The sequence below is a fragment of the Variovorax sp. LjRoot130 genome (genome assembly GCF_964253755.1).
Taxonomy (GTDB): Bacteria; Pseudomonadota; Gammaproteobacteria; order Burkholderiales; family Burkholderiaceae_C; genus Variovorax.
The window spans coordinates 724,368-742,532 of record NZ_CAXURM020000001.1; the positions used below are offsets into that span (position 1 = coordinate 724,368).

General features: G+C 70.9%; 13 protein-coding genes. All 13 read left to right on the forward strand.

Annotated elements, in window-relative coordinates; all coding sequences use genetic code 11:
• The first annotated feature begins 7 nt into the window (after positions 1-7).
• The 13 genes from ACSQ86_RS03720 to tssG all read left to right on the forward strand — a co-directional run bounded on the left by ACSQ86_RS03720 (position 8) and on the right by tssG (position 18,150).
• On the forward strand, positions 8-1,336 hold the full coding sequence (locus ACSQ86_RS03720; protein ID WP_436308513.1) for a DotU family type VI secretion system protein: 1,329 nt from the start codon (positions 8-10) through the stop codon (positions 1,334-1,336).
• Positions 1,333-4,932 carry a type VI secretion system membrane subunit TssM gene (tssM, locus tag ACSQ86_RS03725; RefSeq protein WP_436302723.1) on the forward strand — a complete coding sequence of 1,200 codons (3,600 nt, stop codon included), beginning with the start codon at positions 1,333-1,335 and terminating at the stop codon, positions 4,930-4,932. Before ACSQ86_RS03720 ends, tssM begins: the two co-directional genes overlap by 4 nt.
• Positions 4,929-5,579, forward strand: coding sequence for a type VI secretion system-associated protein TagF (gene tagF / locus ACSQ86_RS03730; protein WP_436302724.1), 651 nt, complete (start codon positions 4,929-4,931; stop codon positions 5,577-5,579). Before tssM ends, tagF begins: the two co-directional genes overlap by 4 nt.
• A 55-nt stretch (positions 5,580-5,634) precedes the next feature.
• Positions 5,635-7,509 (forward strand): serine/threonine protein kinase, encoded by a 1,875-nt coding sequence (locus tag ACSQ86_RS03735; protein WP_436302725.1) that lies wholly within the window; start codon positions 5,635-5,637, stop codon positions 7,507-7,509.
• Positions 7,510-7,563: 54 nt separating this feature from the next.
• Positions 7,564-9,198, forward strand: a complete 1,635-nt coding sequence (gene mltA, locus ACSQ86_RS03740; protein WP_436302726.1) for a murein transglycosylase A — start codon at positions 7,564-7,566, stop codon at positions 9,196-9,198.
• Between the two features lie 249 nt (positions 9,199-9,447).
• Entirely contained in the window at positions 9,448-10,212 is a 765-nt protein-coding gene (locus tag ACSQ86_RS03745; RefSeq protein ID WP_436308514.1) for a hypothetical protein, read from the forward strand.
• A 28-nt stretch (positions 10,213-10,240) separates the two neighbouring features.
• A complete protein-coding gene (locus ACSQ86_RS03750) occupies positions 10,241-11,332 on the forward strand; it encodes a hypothetical protein (protein ID WP_436302728.1) in 1,092 nt (363 codons plus the stop codon).
• Positions 11,329-13,299 (forward strand): caspase family protein, encoded by a 1,971-nt coding sequence (locus tag ACSQ86_RS03755; RefSeq protein WP_436302729.1) that lies wholly within the window; start codon positions 11,329-11,331, stop codon positions 13,297-13,299. Before ACSQ86_RS03750 ends, ACSQ86_RS03755 begins: the two co-directional genes overlap by 4 nt.
• Before the next feature lie 9 nt (positions 13,300-13,308).
• Positions 13,309-13,863 (forward strand): hypothetical protein, encoded by a 555-nt coding sequence (locus tag ACSQ86_RS03760; RefSeq protein ID WP_436302730.1) that lies wholly within the window; start codon positions 13,309-13,311, stop codon positions 13,861-13,863.
• 8 nt (positions 13,864-13,871) lie between these two features.
• Complete coding sequence (locus ACSQ86_RS03765) at positions 13,872-14,675, forward strand: type VI secretion system accessory protein TagJ (protein ID WP_093110764.1); 804 nt, start codon at positions 13,872-13,874, stop codon at positions 14,673-14,675.
• Positions 14,668-15,183, forward strand: coding sequence for a type VI secretion system baseplate subunit TssE (gene tssE, locus ACSQ86_RS03770; protein ID WP_093110766.1), 516 nt, complete (start codon positions 14,668-14,670; stop codon positions 15,181-15,183). The genes ACSQ86_RS03765 and tssE overlap by 8 nt, the downstream gene beginning before the upstream one ends.
• A gap of 7 nt (positions 15,184-15,190) precedes the next feature.
• The gene (tssF, locus tag ACSQ86_RS03775; protein WP_436302731.1) at positions 15,191-17,095 is read left to right on the forward strand and encodes a type VI secretion system baseplate subunit TssF; all 1,905 of its coding nucleotides are present in this window, start codon (positions 15,191-15,193) and stop codon (positions 17,093-17,095) included.
• Positions 17,059-18,150, forward strand: coding sequence for a type VI secretion system baseplate subunit TssG (gene tssG, locus ACSQ86_RS03780; RefSeq protein WP_436302732.1), 1,092 nt, complete (start codon positions 17,059-17,061; stop codon positions 18,148-18,150). The genes tssF and tssG overlap by 37 nt, the downstream gene beginning before the upstream one ends.
• The last annotated feature ends 15 nt before the right edge of the window (positions 18,151-18,165 follow it).

Sequence of the window (18,165 nt, forward strand, 5' to 3'; positions counted from 1 at the left end):
CACCACCATGACCACCCCGGACCCCTTCGCCGCCTTCGAGTCGGAGCGCACGGTCATCAAGCCCAAGCCGCGCGCGCCCGGGGGCAACACGCCGGCCGCGCCGCCCACGTCGATGGGCGGTGGCGCCGATCCGCTGCCGGCCGAAGTGGGCGAGCTGGGCTTGCTCAATCCGCTGGTGTCGTCCGCGGCGAAGCTGCTGGTGCTGATAGGCAAGCTGCGCAATCTGGCGCAAGCGCCCAACGTGCAGTCGCTGCGGGCATCGACGGCCGATGCGGTGAACCAGTTCGACACCGCCGCGCGCCGCGCCGGCATCTCCAACGAAACGGTGCTGGCCGCGCGCTACATCCTGTGCACCGCACTCGACGAGGCGGTGGCCAACACGCCCTGGGGCGTGCAGGGCGGCTGGAACAAGCAGAGCCTCCTGGTGCAGTTCCACAACGAGACCTGGGGCGGCGAAAAGATCTTCCAGCTCCTGGCCAAGCTCGCGCAGGACGTGCCCACGCATCGGCAACTGCTCGAGTTGATCTACAGCGTGCTCGCGCTCGGCTTCGAAGGCCGCTACCGCGTGATCGACAACGGCCGCGCGCAGCTCGACACCGTGCGCCAGCGCCTGGCCGACCTGATCGCCAAGGACCGCCCGCCGGTCGAAGCCGAGCTCTCGCCGCACTGGCGCGGGCAGGGCACGGGCTCGGCGCGCTTGCGCGAGTCGCTGCCGATGTGGGTGTTCGCGGCCGGCTTCGCGCTCTTGCTGGCGCTCGCATGGTTCGGCCTGCGGCTCACGCTCAACCACCGCTCCGACACCACCTACGCGGCGGTCTCCAGCCTGCGCGTGCCCAACTTGCAGATCGCGCCGCCCGCCATTCTGGCCAAGTCGCCGCGGCTCGCGAAGTTCCTCGAGCCCGAGATCAAGCAGGGCCTGGTCACCGTCACCGACGAGGCCGACCGCAGCACCGTGCGGCTGCGCGGCGACAGCTTCTTCGGCTCCGGCAGCGCCGACCCGATGGCGCAGTCGCTGCCGGTGCTGAAGCGCATCGGCGAAGCGCTGGCCGAGGTCAAGGGCGAGGTGCTGATCACCGGCCATTCCGACAACCAGCCGATCCGCTCGATGCGCTATCCGTCCAACTGGCATCTCTCGGCCGCGCGCGCCGATGCGGTGAAGGGCGCGCTCTCCAGCTTCATCGAGCCGGCCCGCATGCGCTCCGACGGCAAGGCCGATGCGGAGCCGGTCGCGGCCAACGACACGCCGGCCAACCGCGCGCGCAACCGTCGCGTCGACATCGTGCTCCTGAGCCCGCCGGACCAGGTGGCCGCCGAACTCGCGGGAGCGAAGCGATGAAAAAGCTCTTCGGATGGCTCTTCCATCCCCTCCTGTTGACCGCGCTGGCCCTCGTCGTCGTCGCACTGCTGATCTGGTGGATCGGCCCGCTGATCAAGATCGGCGCGCTGGCCCCGCTCGAAAGCGAGCTCGCGCGCGCGGTGTTGATCGGCATCATCGTGCTGCTGGTGGTGCTGCGCGCCGTCTACCGCCGCTGGCGCACGCGCAAGGCCAGCCAGCATCTGACCGACGGCCTCATGAAGGCGCCCACCGCGCAGCCCGCGGCGGCCGCCGACAACGGCGAGCAGAAGGTGCTCAACACGCGCTTCACCGAGGCCGTGGCCACCTTGAAGCAGATGCGCCTGCACGCGGCCGGCAAGAAGCCCGGCTGGCGCGACTGGCTCTCGCTCTCGGGCGGCAGCTACCTCTACGACCTGCCGTGGTACCTGTTCATCGGCGCGCCCGGCGCCGGCAAGACCACGGCGCTGATCAACTCCGGCCTCTCGTTCCCTCTGGCCGACAAGTTCGGCCCCGGCGCCATCCGCGGCGTCGGCGGCACGCGCAACTGCGACTGGTGGTTCACCGACGACGCGGTGCTGATCGACACCGCCGGCCGCTACACCACGCAAGACAGTCACCAGACGGAAGACAAGAGCGCATGGGAAGGCTTCCTCGGCCTGCTCAAGAAAGTGCGGCCGCGGCGCCCGCTCAACGGCGTGTTCCTCACCGTCAGCGTGGCCGACCTGCTGAGCCAGGGCACCGAGGCGCGCAGCACGCTCGCGGCCTCGATCCGCGCGCGGCTGCTGGAGCTCGACGCCAAGCTCACGACGCGCCTGCCCGTCTACGTGTTCGTGACCAAGAGCGACCTGCTCTACGGCTTCAGCGAATACTTCGCCGATCTGGGCAAGGAGCAGCGCGCGCAGGTCTTCGGTTTCACGCTGCCGGCCGAGGAGGGCGCGCAGGTCGACGAGAAGGGGCTCGCCACCGCCTTCCAGCGCGAGTTCGGCTTGCTGCACGATCGCGTCAACGACGCCTTGATCCAGCGCATGCAGCGCGAGACCGACGGCACGCGGCGCGCCGCGATCTTCGGTTTTCCGGCGCAGTTCGGCTCCATCGGGCCGTTGTTGTCCGACCTGCTCGAGCAGGTCTTCACCGGCTCGCGCTTCGCGCAGCCGCCGTGGGTGCGCGGCGTCTACTTCACCAGCGGCACGCAGGAAGGCAGCCCGATCGACCGTGTGATGGGCAGCCTCGCGCGCAGCTTCGGGCTCGAACGCGCCATGCTCCCGCCGCAGAAGAGCAGCGGGCGCAGCTACTTCCTCACCTCGCTGCTGCGCGACGTGGTGTTTCCCGAGCAGCGCCTCGCCGGCGCCGACGTCAAGCTCGAACGCCGCCGCAACACGCTGCGTCTGGCCGGCGTGGCCGCGATGACGCTGATCACCGTCGCCCTGCTCGCGGGCTGGGGCTACAGCACCTGGCAGAACATGAATTACCTGAAGGCCGTCGAGGCGCGCGTCGAGCCGGCGCGGCAGACGCTGGCAGCGCTGCCTTCGCGCGTGTCGAACCTGGTCGAGGTCGCGCCGGTGCTGCAGGCGCTGCGCAACATCTGGAAGGCGCCCGAGAACCGCGAAGGCGAGGAGCCGCTGTCGATGACGCTCGGCCTCTACCAGGGCGACAAGCTCGATGCCGCCGCGATGCTGGCGCACCAGCGCGCGCTCAACGAGGCCTTCCTGCCGCAGCTCGCCAAGCGCATCGAGGACCAGCTGCGCACCGCGCAGAAGGACAACCTCGAGTTCAGCTACGAGGCGCTCAAGACCTACCTGATGCTGCACCAGCCCGAGCGCTTCGATGCCGATGCGCTCAAGGCCTGGATCACGCTCGACTGGGCGCGCAGCCTCGACCGCGGCATTCCCGAAGAACAGCGCAAGCTGCTCGAGGACCAGCTGGACGTGCTGATCGCCCAGGGCCCGCCGCGCTCGCCGCTCAAGATGGACGAGAACCTGGTGCGCAACGTGCGCGCGGTGCTCGCGAGCTATCCGCTGGAGCAGCGCGTGTTCAGCCGCTTGAAGCGCCAGCGCCTCGGCAAGGACATCCCGCCCTTCAGCGTCGCGACCGCCGCCGGCCCCGCGGGCCCGTTGGTGTTCGAGCGCATCAGCGGCAAGCCGCTCGCCGACGGCGTGCCGGGCATGTTCACCTACGACGGCTACCACAAGCGCTTCCAGAACGAGGTCACGGTGCTCACCGGCCTGCTCGCCAACGAGGACCCGTGGGTGCTCGGCCAGGAGCGCGGCACGGCCGACCGCCTGCGTGACGCCGCCGCGCTCGGCGCACTGACCGACCGCGTGCGCAGGCTCTACCTCGAGGAGTACGTCAAGGTGTGGGAGGCGCTCCTGTCCGATGTGCGCCTGGTGCGCGCCACCGGCCTGGAGAAGAACATCGAGACCGCGCGCATCCTCTCGGGCACCGGCTCGCCGCTCGCCAGCTTCCTGCGCGCGGTGGTCAAGGAGACCACGCTGACGCCGGCCGAGACCAGCAAGGACGTGGTGAGCAAGGCCACCGAGACCGTGCGCAACACGCGCAAGGGCCTGGAAGACCTGTTCGGCGGCGATCCCAGCAAGCCGGCGGCCGCGCCCAGGCGCATCGAGAGCATCGTCGACGACCGCTTCGAGCCGCTGCGCCGCCTCGTCACCTCGCCCACGCCGAACGGGCCGGCGCCGATCGACGATGCGCTCAAGCTCTTCAATGAGGTCTACGTCTACCTCAACGCAGTCGACACCGCGGTCAAGAGCCGCAGCTCGCCGCCGCCCGGCGACGTGGCCGGCAAGCTCAAGTCCGATGCCGGGCGCTTGCCGGAACCGGTGCGCACCATGGTCGAGAACCTGAGCCAGGCCGGCGCCACGCAGGCGCGCGTGGCCGAGCGCGGCAGCCTGAGCCAGGACCTGCGTCCGGTGACCGAGTTCTGCACCCGCGCGATCGCCGGGCGCTATCCCTTCGTCACCAGCAGCAAGCGCGACGTGCTGCCCGAGGACTTCGGCCAGATGTTCGGTCCCGGCGGCCTGATGGACGACTTCTTCCAGAAGCGGCTGGCTGCGCTGGTCGACACCAGCACGCGGCCCTGGCGCTACAAGCCGGTGGCGGAGCAGGGCGCGATCACGGCGCAGGCGATCGCGCAGTTCGAGCGCGCGGCGCGCATCAAGGACATCTTCTTCCGCGCCGCCGGCCGCACGCCCGCCATGCGGCTGGACTTCAAGCCGGTCGAGATGGATGCCGGCATCACGCAGTTCATCCTCGACGTCGACGGCCAGCTCGTGAAATACGCGCACGGCCCGGTGGTGCCGATGGCGGTGCAATGGCCCGGCCCCAAGGGCAGCAACCAGGTGCGCGTGCAGGTCAGCCCGCCATCGACCAGCGGCAGCTCGGGCATGGCGGTCGACGGGCCGTGGGCCCTGTTCCGCGTGCTCGACGACGGCCAGCTCGAAGCCGGCGACGCGCCCGAGAAATTCTTCATCACCTTCCAGATCGGTGCCCGCAAAACGCGCTTCGAGGTGACGACCAACAGCGTGCAGCATCCGATCCGCTTGCGCGAGCTGCGGGAGTTCGCGTGTCCGGAGGGCTTGTGAATTCGCAACAGGATGCCGCTTCGAACATGGCGCCGGGCTGGTTCGGCAAGCTGCCCGGCATGGGCGACTTTGCGAGCCGCCGTCTGCCCGAGCCCTTCCGCAACGCCTGGGACCGCTGGCTGCAGCATGGGCTCACGCGGCTGCGCGCGCGGCGCGAAGACTGGACCGAGCGCTATCTCCAGGCGCCGCTCTGGTGCTTCGTGCTTGGCGAGGGCGTGATCGGCGCCGGCGGCTGGCTCGGCGTGATGATGCCCTCGGTCGACGGCGTGGGGCGCTACTTTCCCTTCACAATCGCAGCCGAGCTGGTGTCCTCGCGCCCCGAGCTGCATGGCGCTGTGCTGGCGCGCACGCAGCACTGGTGGACGCTGGCCGCGCAGGCCGCGCTCGAAGGGCTGGAGCACGATCTCGATGCGCAGCGCTTCGATGCGCGCCTGCAGGAATTGTTTGCGGGCTTTACGGCCGAGGCGGGCGAGGGCGACGGGCCGTCGCTGGCGCTGCCGGTGGCGCGCCACTCGCTGTGGTTCACCGATCCGGTGGCCGAACGAGGCCCGGGCATGACCAGCCAGGGCCTGCCGCAGGATGACCAGTTCGATGCGCTGTTCGGCTTCGGACCCGATGCCGCGGCGCAGGAAGGGGGGGCAGCATGAGCCGCCGGGCCGCTCCCAAGGTGAATACCGTAGCGCGTAGCGCGGAGGTTGCCTTATGAGCCCCGACGACGACCGGCCGCCAGGCACACCGCCGCAAGAAGGCGACGACCGCACGCAGGTCGTCACCGGCCGGCCTGCTGCGCCCACGCCGGACGAGGGCGCGACCGTCATCTCCGGCGGCGCCGCGCTGCCGGCGAGCGAGATGCCCACCGTGGCCGGCATCACGCGCGCCGAGAAGGCGCCGAGCAACGCCGAGGCCGGGTTGCTGCCGGTGGGCAGCCGGCTCGCCGAATTCGAGGTCACGCGCATCGTCGGGCAGGGCGGCTTCGGCGTCGTCTACGAGGCCTGGGACCCGACGCTCGAACGCGTGGTCGCGATCAAGGAATACCTGCCGACCTCGCTCTCGACGCGGCAGCTCGACGGCACGGTCGCGCCCTTGTCCGAACGGCACCGCGAGACCTTCGAGCTCGGCATGCGCAGCTTCATCAACGAGGCGCGCCTCCTGGCCCAGTTCGACCATCCCTCGCTGCTCAAGGTCTATCGCTTCTGGCAGGAGCGCGGCACCACCTACATGGTGATGCCCTTCTACCGCGGCGACACGCTGCGCCAGGCGCTGGCTGCCATGACGGGAGGCGTCGACGAAGCCTGGCTGATGCGCATCATGGACGGCGTGACGCAGGCGCTCGCGGTGATGCACCACGCCCACTGCTACCACCGCGACATCGCGCCCGATAACATCATCCTGCTCGAAGGCTCGGGCCGTCCCGTGGTGCTGGACTTCGGCGCCGCGCGGCGCGTGATCACCGACAAGACGCAGGCGATCACGGTCATCCTCAAGCCCGGCTACGCGCCGATCGAGCAGTACGCCGAGATGCCCGACATGTCGCAGGGCGCGTGGACCGATGTCTATGCGCTCGCGGCCGTGATGCACGTGGCCGTCTGCGGCCGCGCGCCGCCGCCCTCGGTCGCGCGCCTCCTGGCCGACAGCTATGTGCCGCTGGCAGGCAACGAGGCGCTGCTGCAGCGCTACAGCCCCGGGCTGCTCGCGGCCATCGATGCCGGCCTGGGCGTGCGGCCCGAATCGAGGCCGCAGTCGATGGAAGCGCTGCGTGCGGCGCTGGGTCTGGATGGCGACCGGACGGTGATCCGTGCGCCGGCGCCGGCACCCGCGGCGGCACCGGGTGGACGTACCGGCAGCGCGAGTCCTGCGGCACCCGCGCCCGCGTCGGCTCCCAAGGGCAAGGGCGCGGCCATCGCCGCCGTGGCCTCCGTGGCCGTCATTGCCGCCGCGGGCGGATGGTGGTGGTTCCAGGGCAAGCCGGCCGACACGACGCCGGCCGGCGCAGCGCCGCCGCCGTCCACCGAAGTCGCGCAGACGCCGGCGCCTCCACCTCCACCGCCCCCGCCACCACCCAAGGTGCGCACGCCGGGCGAGTCATTGCAGTCGCTGGCCGAAGGCGCCGCGCCGGGCTTCGAGGTGACGGCGAACCCGCGCAAGGCCGAGGTCGCGATCGGCAAGGACAGGCTGGGCTTCGAAGTGCGCAGCAAGCGCGAAGGCTTCGTCTACGTCTACCTGCTGTCCAGCGGCGGCGAGCTGTTCCTGCTGTTCCCGAACCTGCTCGACAAGTACAACAAGATCGGCGCCGGTGCTGCGTTGTCGCTGCCGCGCGCTTCGTGGCCGATGGACGCGGGCGGGCCGGCCGGCATCAACCAGTTCGCGGTGCTGGTCAGTGAGCACGAGCGCGACTTCAGCGCCTCGGGCATCCAGAACGACGGCGTGTTCCCACAGTTCCCGCTGCCCGTGCTGGCAGCGCTCGAGGCCGCGCGCGGCAGCGGGCCGCCGCCGCTCGCGGGCAAGCCGGTGTGCGCGCCCAACACACCGTGCAACGACGTCTATGGCAGCGCGTTTTTCAAAATCACCGAGAAGTAATCGTCTGTGGGGCAGCGGCCCGTCAGGCCCCGCCCCCCAGACCAGGAGTTCTTTATGAACAAGCCTTCCTCACTGCCCTTCGCTTCACCCGCCCGCTGGGGTGCCGCCGCCGTCGCGATGGCCGCGCTGGCGGCCTGCGGCACGATGCCGGGGGTCAGCTCCACAAGCTCCACACCGGCCACGGCCACGGCCAGTGCCCCCGCCGCCGCGCCCGCGGCAGCCGCGGCTGCGCAGGTCACGCCCGCGCCCTCCGCCTCGCGCCCGGCTTCGACCAGCGCCGGCGCCAGCGTGGCCGGCCAGTCGCGCACCTTCTCGACCCAGCTTGCCACCTACACCTCGGTGGGCTTCGACGCCGTGCCGGGCTGGGGCCGCGACGATTTCGCCGAAAGCTGGCCTGCCTTCCTCGGCAGCTGCAAGGTGCTGACCGGCCGCGGCACCGAATGGCGGCAGGTCTGCGATCGCGCGCGCGCCGTCGACGACAAGAGCAATCCGGCCATCCGCGGCTTCTTCGAGCGCGAGTTCTCGGCCTACCAGATCCGCGACGACGACCGTCGGCCCGACGGCGTGGTCACCGGCTATTTCGAGCCCGAGATCACCGGCAGCCGGCAGTACGCGCCGCCCTTCATCTATCCGGTGTACGGCCAGCCCGAGGACATGCTGTTCGCCGATGCGCGCAAGCTGCCGGCCGGCAGCGGCACGGTGGCGGCGCGCGTCGAAGGCCGCAACGTGGTGGTGCAGAGCGGCCTCAGCACGCGCGACATGGGCGCGCCGGGCCTCTATGCGCTCGACCTCTCGGCCATCACGCGCGACACGCTGGACCGCAAGGTACGCCTTCGCATCGAGGGCAGGCGCCTGCTGCCCTATTACACGCGCGAAGAGATCGAGACCAAGGGCGCGCCCAACGCGCGCGTGCTGGCCTTCGTGAACAGCGCCACAGCGCTCTACGAGATGCAGATCCAGGGCTCGGGCCGAATCCGGCTGCCCAACGGCGACGTGATCCGCGTCGCCTACGCCGAGCAGAACGGCCAGCCCTTCCGGCCGACGCTGGCGCAGTCCTCCTCGGGCAAGACGCGCAGTCCCGTCAAGGTGCGCGGCGGCGCGATCGAGCTCGAACTCGACGACGGCGATGACGACGAGGACAGCAACGACACCTCGGTGATCCGCACCCGCGGCTTCACGCTCGCGCGTCCCGTCAACAGCGGCGCGGTCATGGTGCCGGGGCGGCGCGTGGCCGGGCCGGTGATCGGCACCGGCATCAAGGACCCGAGCTATGTGTTCTTCAAGGAATCGCCGGGCAGCGGCGGCGGGCCGGTCGGTGCCTTCGGCGTGCCGCTGTCGGCCGGCCGCTCGATCGCCGTCGATCCGCGCAGCACGCCGTTGGGCTATCCGGTTTTCGTCTCCACGCGCGCGCCCGGCACCGGCACGCCGATGCAGCGCCTCACCATCGCCCAGGACACCGGCGGCGCGATCCGCGGCGCGGTGCGGGCCGACTATTTCTTCGGCAACGGCCAGCAGGCCGCGACCCAGGCCCGGCGCATGAAGGAGCGCGGCCAGCTGTGGATCCTGCTGCCGCGCGGCCTCGCGGTGGCGGCGGCCGCGACCTCGACCATTCGCACGCGTGGCGCGGCGGTCGGTGCTGACTTGCCGCAATGCCTTGTGCCTGAAGAAGGCGCGTGCGTCGATGACTAGGAACGCCGCAAGGCTGATGGGCGTGTCGGCGGGCGGTATGCCCTGTGCCGCCGGCCGACCCCTCACCCTAGCCCTCTCCCGGAGGGAGAGGGAACAAGGCAGAACGCTTCACGCGCAGGTCTTACTCCCTCTCCCTCTCCCTCCGGGAGAGGGCGGGGGTGAGGGCGCCGGGCCTTCGAAGCGCACGCAGCCGCCGCATACCGGGCGGACAGCCCAACGGGCAAAGACACCGTAGTCGCGAAACACACCATGCAGGAAACCCTGTCCTCGGAACAAAGCGTCGAACTCGTCCGCCTCTGGCGGCGCAGGCAGACGCTGTCCCCCGACGAGATGGGCGAGATGTACCGCATCGTCGGCGACGCGCTGCGCAGTTGCAACCCGCCCGAGCTGCGCGTGCTCAGCGAGGGCCGTCAGGAACTGGTGGCGCAGTTCATCTACGTCAAGGTGCTGCGGCTCGACGCCGATCCGGACGAAGCGGACGATGCCGCGCGCGGCGAGGCCGCAAGCCACAGCGCGCCGTCGAGCGCCTTCGCGCTGTGTGCCTACTTCCGGCGCTACCTGATCGACTGCACGCGCGCGAGCGCCTTCCGCCGCAAGCTCTCGATCGGCGACCAGATCACCGAGAGCCAGCTCGAGGCGCAGGTTGGCGCGGCCGACAACGCGCAAGACGAACTGGCCGAGCACGGCCTCAACGCGCCCTCGGTGCATGCCGCGGCGCGCGCCTTCATCGCGGGTCTGCCCGAGCCCGAGCGCATCCTTTTGTGCGAAGGCTTCGGCCGCGAGGCGGCGGGCGGGCTGTCGGGCGTGGCCTCGCGCCACGCCATCGCCTCCTACCACTACCGCGCCGGCCGGCTCGGCCTCGTGCACAAGCGCGAAGGCCTGCCGGCCGACTATGCGCGCACCACGCTGGGCCAGTGGATCACGCAGACCCTGGGCATCGCGATCGAGGCCGGCAACATGGGCGCGATCCTGCAGGTTTTCAAAATCCTGGGCGCTGAAGCGTCTTATGCCTGAAGACATAAGACTTTCAGGAACACGCACCATGCCCATCGATCTCTGGCCCCCGCTCAGCCTCATCCGCGGCACCCTGGGACGCGGCGGCGATCTCGCCCCTGCGGGCGAAGGCGCGGCAACGCTGGCCGAGCCCGCCGCGATGCCGGCCCGCCAATTCGACGAGACCCTTCTGCTGCCCTTGACCGAGCTCGCCCGCCGCCGCGAGGCCGTGGCCCAGCGCGCCTTTCCGGCCCGCTGGGCGCCGGGCCGCCTGGTGAGCGTGCTGCACGAAGGCCGGCTGCTCGGCGTGCTGCTCGACAAGTGCCTGCACGGCACGCTGTGGCGCGGCTGGATGGCCGCCAGCGAAGCCGACTGGGCCAGCGCCTACGACGTGCTGCTCGAGCCCGGCGACGAACCCTTCGAGCCGATGTTCGGTCTGATCCAGACCTGGAACGTGCTCACGATCGAACAGACGCCGCAGCTCTGCGCCCGCGTGCTCGGCGAGGTGTCGGCCACGCGGCTGGCCGCCATCCGTGCGGTGCACGACGAATGGGCCGTGCAGCAGCCGCTGGCCATCGAGCCCGAGCCCGGCCGCATCGCGCTGCGCACGGCCGGCGGCGTGTTCTCCGTGCTCTCGGGCACGCCGCTGGGCGTGGCCGATCCGCGTGCCGACTATCAGAGCCTCTACCTCGAAGCCGCCGCCCGGCTCGCCACGCCGCTGCAGGCCACGTCGAAGCCGGGCAGCCTGTCCGTCGCGGCGCCGGCCGGGGAGGGCTGGTGGTCGCGTGTGAAGGCCTGGTTCGGCGCCGACCGGGTGGTGCGGCCCGCGCTGGCGCTGCTGGCACTGGTGGTCGTGGTGCAGAACGCGACCCTGATGCGGCCCGGCGCCGGAGACGACTCAGTCCGGTTCCGTTCGGTGCAGGGCCCCGTCACTTCCGCCGCGCCGGCCGAGCTGAGCCTGCGCTGGAAGGCCGGCGTCGGCATGGACGATGCGAACGCGCTGCTGCGCTCGGCCGGCGCCGAACTGGTGGGCGGACCGGATGCCGAGGGCCGCTGGCGCCTGCGCTTCCTGGCCGATGCGGCGCAGGGCCGCGCCATGTTGGCGGGTTCGCCGCTGGTCGAATCGGTGGGGCCGCCGTGACGAGGCGCCGCCTGCGCACCGTGCTGCTGCTGGCCATGCTGGCCGCAGCCACCTGCGCGGGTGCGGCGCAGCGCGCCTTGCTGGTGGGCGTGTCGGAACTGGTCAACCAGCCTGCGTCGCTGTGGCTGCAGGCGCCGCGCAACGACGTGATGCTGATGCGCGAGGCCCTGCTGAAGCAGGGCTTCGCGGCCACCGACATCACGGTCGTGGCCGACGGCGTGAGCGGCGCCGCGCTGCCCGAGGCGCAGCGCATCCACGAGGCGCTGGGGCGGCTGCTGGAGCAGTCGCAAAGCGGCGACTTCGTGCTGCTCTATTTCTCGGGCCACGGCACGCGTTGGCGCGATGCGAGCAAGCGCTACCAGGAGCCGGACGGCTTGGCCGAGAACTTCCTCGCGCGCGATGTGCGCGGCGCGGTGGGCGGCAGCGGCGCCTTGCCGGGCGGCCTGCGCGACGTCGATTTCGACGGCTGGGTGCAGGCTTTCCTGGCGCGCAACGTGTTCGTGTGGTCGGTGTTCGACACCTGCTCGGCCGCCTCGATGACGCGCGGCCGCGCGCCCGCGAGCGCCGAGGTTGTTGTGGGTCCGCCGGACGACGAGGTGCGCTTTCGCGGCATCCGCGCCGACCTGCTCGCGCAAGGCGCGGCCGGCGCCTCCGCCGCCGCACCGACGGCACCCGCGGCCCCGGCCGTGCCTCGAGCCCGCTACGTGGCCTTCTTCGCATCCGAAAGCCACCAGGTCACGCCCGAGCTGCGGCTGCCGCGCAAGGGCCGCGACGCGCAGCCGCAGGGCCTGCTGACCTGGGCCGTGGCCGAGGCGCTGCAGCGCCGGCCCGCGACCTGGCGCGAGCTCTTCGACGGCGTGCTTGCGCTCTACCCGCCGGTGATCTCCGAACTCGAAGCGCGCTTTCCGCAACGCGAGCTGCCATCGCCCGTGGCCGAGGGCAATCTCGATGCGCCGCTGTTCGCCAACGGCCCTCAGCCGCTCGGCACGCGTCCGGTGTGGCGTGCGCAGCGCAGCGGCGCGAGCCTCGCGATCCAGGCCGGCCAGCTCGACGGGCTGGTGCCGCGGCAGGAGCTGCGCGTGCTCGCGAGCCTGGAAGACGGCACCCGGCGCAGCGCGGCCGCTGTGCTGGCGCAACTCGATCCGGCCGGCGCGCAGCTGCCGGTGCCGGCCGCGCTGCGCGATGTGCCGGGCAGCGCGCTGTGGAGCGTGACGCCGCTGGCCGAGCCGGCCGCCTTCGCGTTGCGCGTGCGCGCCGACAAGCCCTTGCCCGCGGGACTGAGCTTCGACTACCCCGCCTCCATTCGCCTGGCGCGCGCGGGCGAGGACGGGAGCGAAGCCGATCTGCGCTGGACCGATCTCGGCCCCGCCGGCCATCGGCTGGAGCTGCTCTCGCCCGCGCTCGGAACCGGCACGGGCCAGGTCGCGGCCGACCCCGCAGCCTTGCGCGAGCGGCTGCAGGGCTTCGCGCGTCTCAAGTGGCTCGGCGAGCTGAACCGGCTGGCCGGCGGCGCGCGCCTCGACGGCTTCGAGGCCGCGCTGGAAACCTGGCGTGCCGACCGCATGCTGCGCAGCGAGCCCCTCGCCCGCAGCGCCACGCCGGGCCCGCTGCTCGCGGGCGAGCGACGCGTGCTGCGCGTGCGCAATACCGGCGGGACTTCGCTCGACATGGTGATCGTCGGCATCGACCCGGAAGGCGGCCTGCGACCGGTGTACCCCGATGCCTCCGGCGCGAGCAACCGTTTCGAACGCGGCACGCGCGAGCTGCCGGCGGCCAAGCATTTCGAACTGCCCTGGCTGGCGGGCCCGGGTGCGCGCCTCTTCGTGCTGGCGACGCCGGCCGCGCCGCACAGCGCGCCGCGCCTGTTCGGCGCGGGCGTCGATCCGGCCCTGGCCGATCTGCGCGTGCGCGGGCAACTCGGTGCACCGAAAGAGCGGCAGGTCTTTGCCGCGATGATTTTTTTCTAGGAGATCGACATGGGCTGGACTTCTGATGGCTCGGTGGACCCGGACGAGGGCCTGCGCCTGCTCGACCTGGTCTCCGAAGAGGCGGGCGACGACTACTGGATGCTGCTCGAATCCAAGGGCAAGGCGATCGAAGGCGATTCGACGCGCCCCTTCGCGGACGGCAAGTCGCGCCTGGAGGTCGGCGGCTTCCGCTACCAGCTGGACGTGTTCTCGCCGCCGGGTTCCACCAAGGGGCAGCTGCGCGCAGCGGCGGTCTTCGTCGTTCGCGATTGCGATGCCGCGAGCGCTTCGATCGCGAGCCTGCTGCGCGACCAGGTGAACGACCTGAAGGTGGTGATCTCGGTGTACAAGGCCGGCGGCGATACCTCCAAAGACCTGCAGCCGCACCTGGAGCTGGAGCTGACCCAGGCGCGCCTGCTGAACCACACGATGCTGACCGCCGCCAAGTCGGCGCGGCCGCGCGAAATCATCCAGATCGAATACCAGGGGCTCGAGATCCGCTCCGCGCCGCAGAGCGAGACGGGCCTGCGCGGCGCCGTACGCACTTGCACCATCAAAAAGTGAGGCCGGACATGACGAACTCTGCCGAATTCCTCCAGGCCGCCGACCCCGCGGCCGCGCTCAAGGCACTGACGGATGAAGTGCGCGCTAAGCCCGCCGACAGCAAGTTGCGCGTCTTCCTGGCCCAGCTGCTGTGCGTGCTCGGCCAGTGGGAGCGTGCGCTCAACCAGCTCAACGTCGCGGCCGAGCTCGATGCGATGGCCATTCCGATGAAGCAGGTCTACGGCGAGGCCGTGCGCTGCGAGGGCCTGCGCGCCGACGTGTTCGCCGGCACGCGCACGCCGATGGTCTTCGGCCAGCCCGACGAATGGCTGGCGCTCCTGATCGAATCGCTGCTGCGCCAGGGTGCGGGCGACGCGCAGCTCGCCGAAGACCTGCGCGAGCGCGCCTTCGACGCCGCGCCCGCCACGCCGGGAACGCTCGACGGCAAGCCCTTCGAATGGCTGGCCGACGCCGACATGCGCCTGGGCCCGGTGCTCGAGGCCTTCGTGAACGGCCGCTACTACTGGATTCCCTATGCCCGGCTGGCACACGTGAAGCTCGATCCGCCCGAAGACCTGCGCGACTGCGTGTGGCTGCCGGCGCATCTGCAGTTCGAGAACGGCGGCGAGACGCTGGCGCTGGTGCCCGTGCGCTACGAAGGCACCGAGAAGAGCGGCGACGGCGCATTGCAGCTCGCGCGCAAGACCGAGTGGCGCGAGCTGCAGCCCGAGGTCTGGGCCGGGCTCGGCCAGCGCATGCTGAGCAGCAGCGATGGCGCCGAGCATGCGCTGATGGACGTGCGCGAGATCCTGTTCTCGACCGGCGATGCCTGAACTCACCGCACAGGAACGCTTGCAGCCCTCGCTGCTCGATCGCCTGGTCGACCATGCGCCCGGCGAGCAGCGCGAGAGCGACGACAAGCGCACGCTGACCCGGCAGGCGCTGCGCCAGGCCGTGCTGCGCGACCTGAGCTGGCTCTTCAATGCCACCGGCCATGGCCTGGCCTTCGACGACAAGCGCTTTCCGAATGCGGCGCGCTCGGTGCTCAACTACGGATTGCCTATGCTGTCCGGCCAGTTCACGTCCTCCGTTCAGCGTGTCAGCATGGAACAGGCTCTGAAGAACGCCATCCTGCAGTTCGAGCCCCGCATCCTGCCTCGCACACTCGAAGTTGAACTTGTCATGGAAGGCTCGGCACTTGATTCCCACAACCGCATCGGCCTTCGGATCCGCGGCATGCTCTGGGCCCAGCCCGTGCCGCTGGAGTTCTTGATGCGCAGCCGGATCGACCTCGAAGAAGGTCGTATCGAGATCGAGGACATGACAAGCCCTCAGCGGTAGCCCAGCCATGGACCCGCGCCTGCTGACCCTGTACGAACAGGAACTGCGCTACTTCCGCGAGAGCTCGGCGGAGTTCGCGCGCGCCTTCCCGAAGATCGCGAACCGGCTGGGCATCGAGGGCCAGGAGGTCGCCGACCCCTACGTCGAACGGCTGATCGAAGCCACCGCCTTCCTGTCGGCGCGCGTTGCCCTGAAGCTCGATGCCGAATACCCGCGCTTCACCGGGCATCTGCTCGACATCGTCTATCCGCACTTCATGGCGCCCACGCCATCGATGGCCGTGGTGTCCATGGCGGTCGACCCCGACGATGCCAATCTCGCGACCGGGCCCGCGCTGCCGCGCGGCAGCGGCCTGCGCGCGCGCCAGGCCGTGGGGCAGAACACGCACTGCGAGTTCCGCACCGCGCGGGCGCTGCGCCTCTGGCCGGTCGAAGTGCTGCGGGCGCAGTACTTCAGCTACGCGCCCGACCTGCCGCTCGCCCAGCATGCGCAGTCGCGCGAGATCCGCGGCGGCCTGCGCATCGCGCTGCGCGCCACCGCCGGCCTCAAGTTCGACCAGATCCTGCTCGACGAACTGCTGATTCACTTCGGCGGCGCCGAGGATGTGGCCTGGCAGCTGCACGAGTGCATGCTCGGCAAAGCCATCGGCGTGATGGTGCAGCCGCTGGCCGCCGGCGGCGCGGCCACGGGTGCGGCCGGCAGCGCGGTGCGCCACCTGCCCGCGAGCGCGGTGCAGCCCGCGGGATTCGAGGACGACGAGGCCTTGCTGCCCGTCACCGCCACCGGCTTCTCCGGCCATCGGCTGGTGCAGGAGTACTTCGCCTTTCCGCAGCGCTTCCAGTTCGCGCGCATCACCGGCTTGCAGCGCGTGCTCGCGTCGATGGCCGTGACCGAGGTGGAGATCGTGGTGCTGTTCTCGCGCGGCGATGCGGCGCTCGAAAAACTGGTCAGCGCCGAGAACGTGCAACTGCATTGCGTGCCGGTCGTCAATCTCTTCAGCAAGCGGCTCGACCGCGTGGCCGTGAATGAGGGCGTGAGCCAGTTCCACCTGGTGCCCGACCGCACGCGCCCGCAGGACTTCGAGGTGCACACCGTGACCGAGGTGGTCGGCCACGGCAACTCGGGCACAGCCGGTGCGGCGCTGGAACAGCCCTTCCTGCCCTTCTATGCGGCCTTCCACGGCGCGCGCCACAGCCACCCGGCCTACTTCACCACCACGCGCGAGCCGCGCATGCTGTCGGTCAAGCAGCGCACCGAAGGGCATCGCAGCAGCCACATCGGCTCCGAGCTCTACATGCAGATCGTCGATCCGCAACAGGCGCCTTACTCCGGTGCGCTGCGGCAGCTGGCCGTCACCGCGCTGGTGACCAACCGCGACCTGCCGCTCCTGATGCCGCTGGGCCGCGAGAGCGACTTCGACTGCATCGACTCGTCCCCGGTGCAGCGCGTGCGCATGGTTCGCGGCCCCTCGCGGCCGGTCTCGCCGGTGGTGGGCCAGGGCCTGGGCTGGCGGGTGGTCGACCACCTGGCTCTCAACTACCTGTCGCTCGCCGACAGTTCGCGCGAAGAAGGCGCCGCCGCGCTGCGCGAGATGCTGATGCTCTATGCCACGCATGCCGACGAGGTGCGTCAGAGCCAGGTGCGTGGGCTGCTGTCGGTGCGCGCCAGGCCGGTGGCGCGCCGGCTGCCGCTGGCCGGGCCGATCGCCTTCGGCCGCGGGCTCGAGGTCACGCTCGAGGTCGACCGCAATGCCTTCCACGGCCACAGTGCCTTCCTGTTCGGGGCCGTCATGGCGCGTTACCTGGCGCGCCACGTGGAGGTCAACCACTTCGTCGAGACCGTGCTCACGGCCTCGGGCAAGGGCGAGATCATGCGATGGAGGCCGCTGTGCGGGGCACGCCCGATCCTGTAGCCGTGCCGGCGGCGCGGCCCGAGAGCGTGGCCGAGCGCCTGCAGGCCTGCGCGGACCAGCCCTGGGCCTACGACTACTTCGCCCTCATGCGGCGGCTGGAGGCGCTCGCGGCGCCGTCGCCGCGCTGGGGCCGCGCGTTGCTGCCCGGCGCCGAGCCGGTGCGCGTGGGGCAGGAGCCATCGCTGTCCTTCGCGCCCGCGAGCTTCAGCCGCTTCGAGCCGGCCGGCGCGCATTCGCCGCCGCGGCTGCGCCAGCATTTCTTCGGCTACCTCGGGCCCAACGGCCCGCTGCCGGTGCACCTGAGCGATTTCATCCGCGAGCGCACGATCAACCATGGCGATCCGACCTGGCTCGCTTTTCTCGACAGCTTCGCGCACCGCTTCAGCCTGTTCTTCTACCGCGCCTGGGCCCAGGCCAGGCCGGCGGTGGGGCTGGACCGGCCGAAGGAGGACGCCTTCCGCCGCCAGGTGGGCGCGCTGGTCGGCATCGGCACCGCCGCGCGGCAGGAGCGCGACGAGATCCACGACGACGCGCGGCTGCACTTCTCGGGCTGGCTCGCACGTCGCGTGCACAACGCCGAGGGCGTGGAGGCGGTGCTGCAGAGCTACTTCGGCGTGCCGGTGCGGCTCGAGCCCTGGGTTGGGCACTGGATGACGCTGCCCGTGGAGGAACTCACGCGCCTGGGCCGCGGCGAAGCTTCGCGCTCGCTGGGCATGGGCGCGATGCTCGGCCGGCGCGCCTGGGATCGCCAGCACCGCGTGCGGCTGCACCTCGGTCCGCTCAGCCTCGAGCGCTACCGCATGTTCCTCCCGATCGGCTCGGCACGGCCCGCGTTGCAGCGCTGGATGCGGCAGCTCTTGGGCGACGAGCTGTACTGGGATGCAGAGCTGATTCTCGAAAAACATGAAGTGCCGCCCACGCGCCTGGGCCGGCAGCGGGGCAACGCGCCCCGGCTGGGCTGGTCCTCGTGGCTCGGCGAGTGCAAGCGCAAGCGCGATGCGCCCGATGTCCGCATCGATGGCGATGCCGCTCTTTCGCGCGCAGCACTTCAATAAAAAAACCCAGGGCCG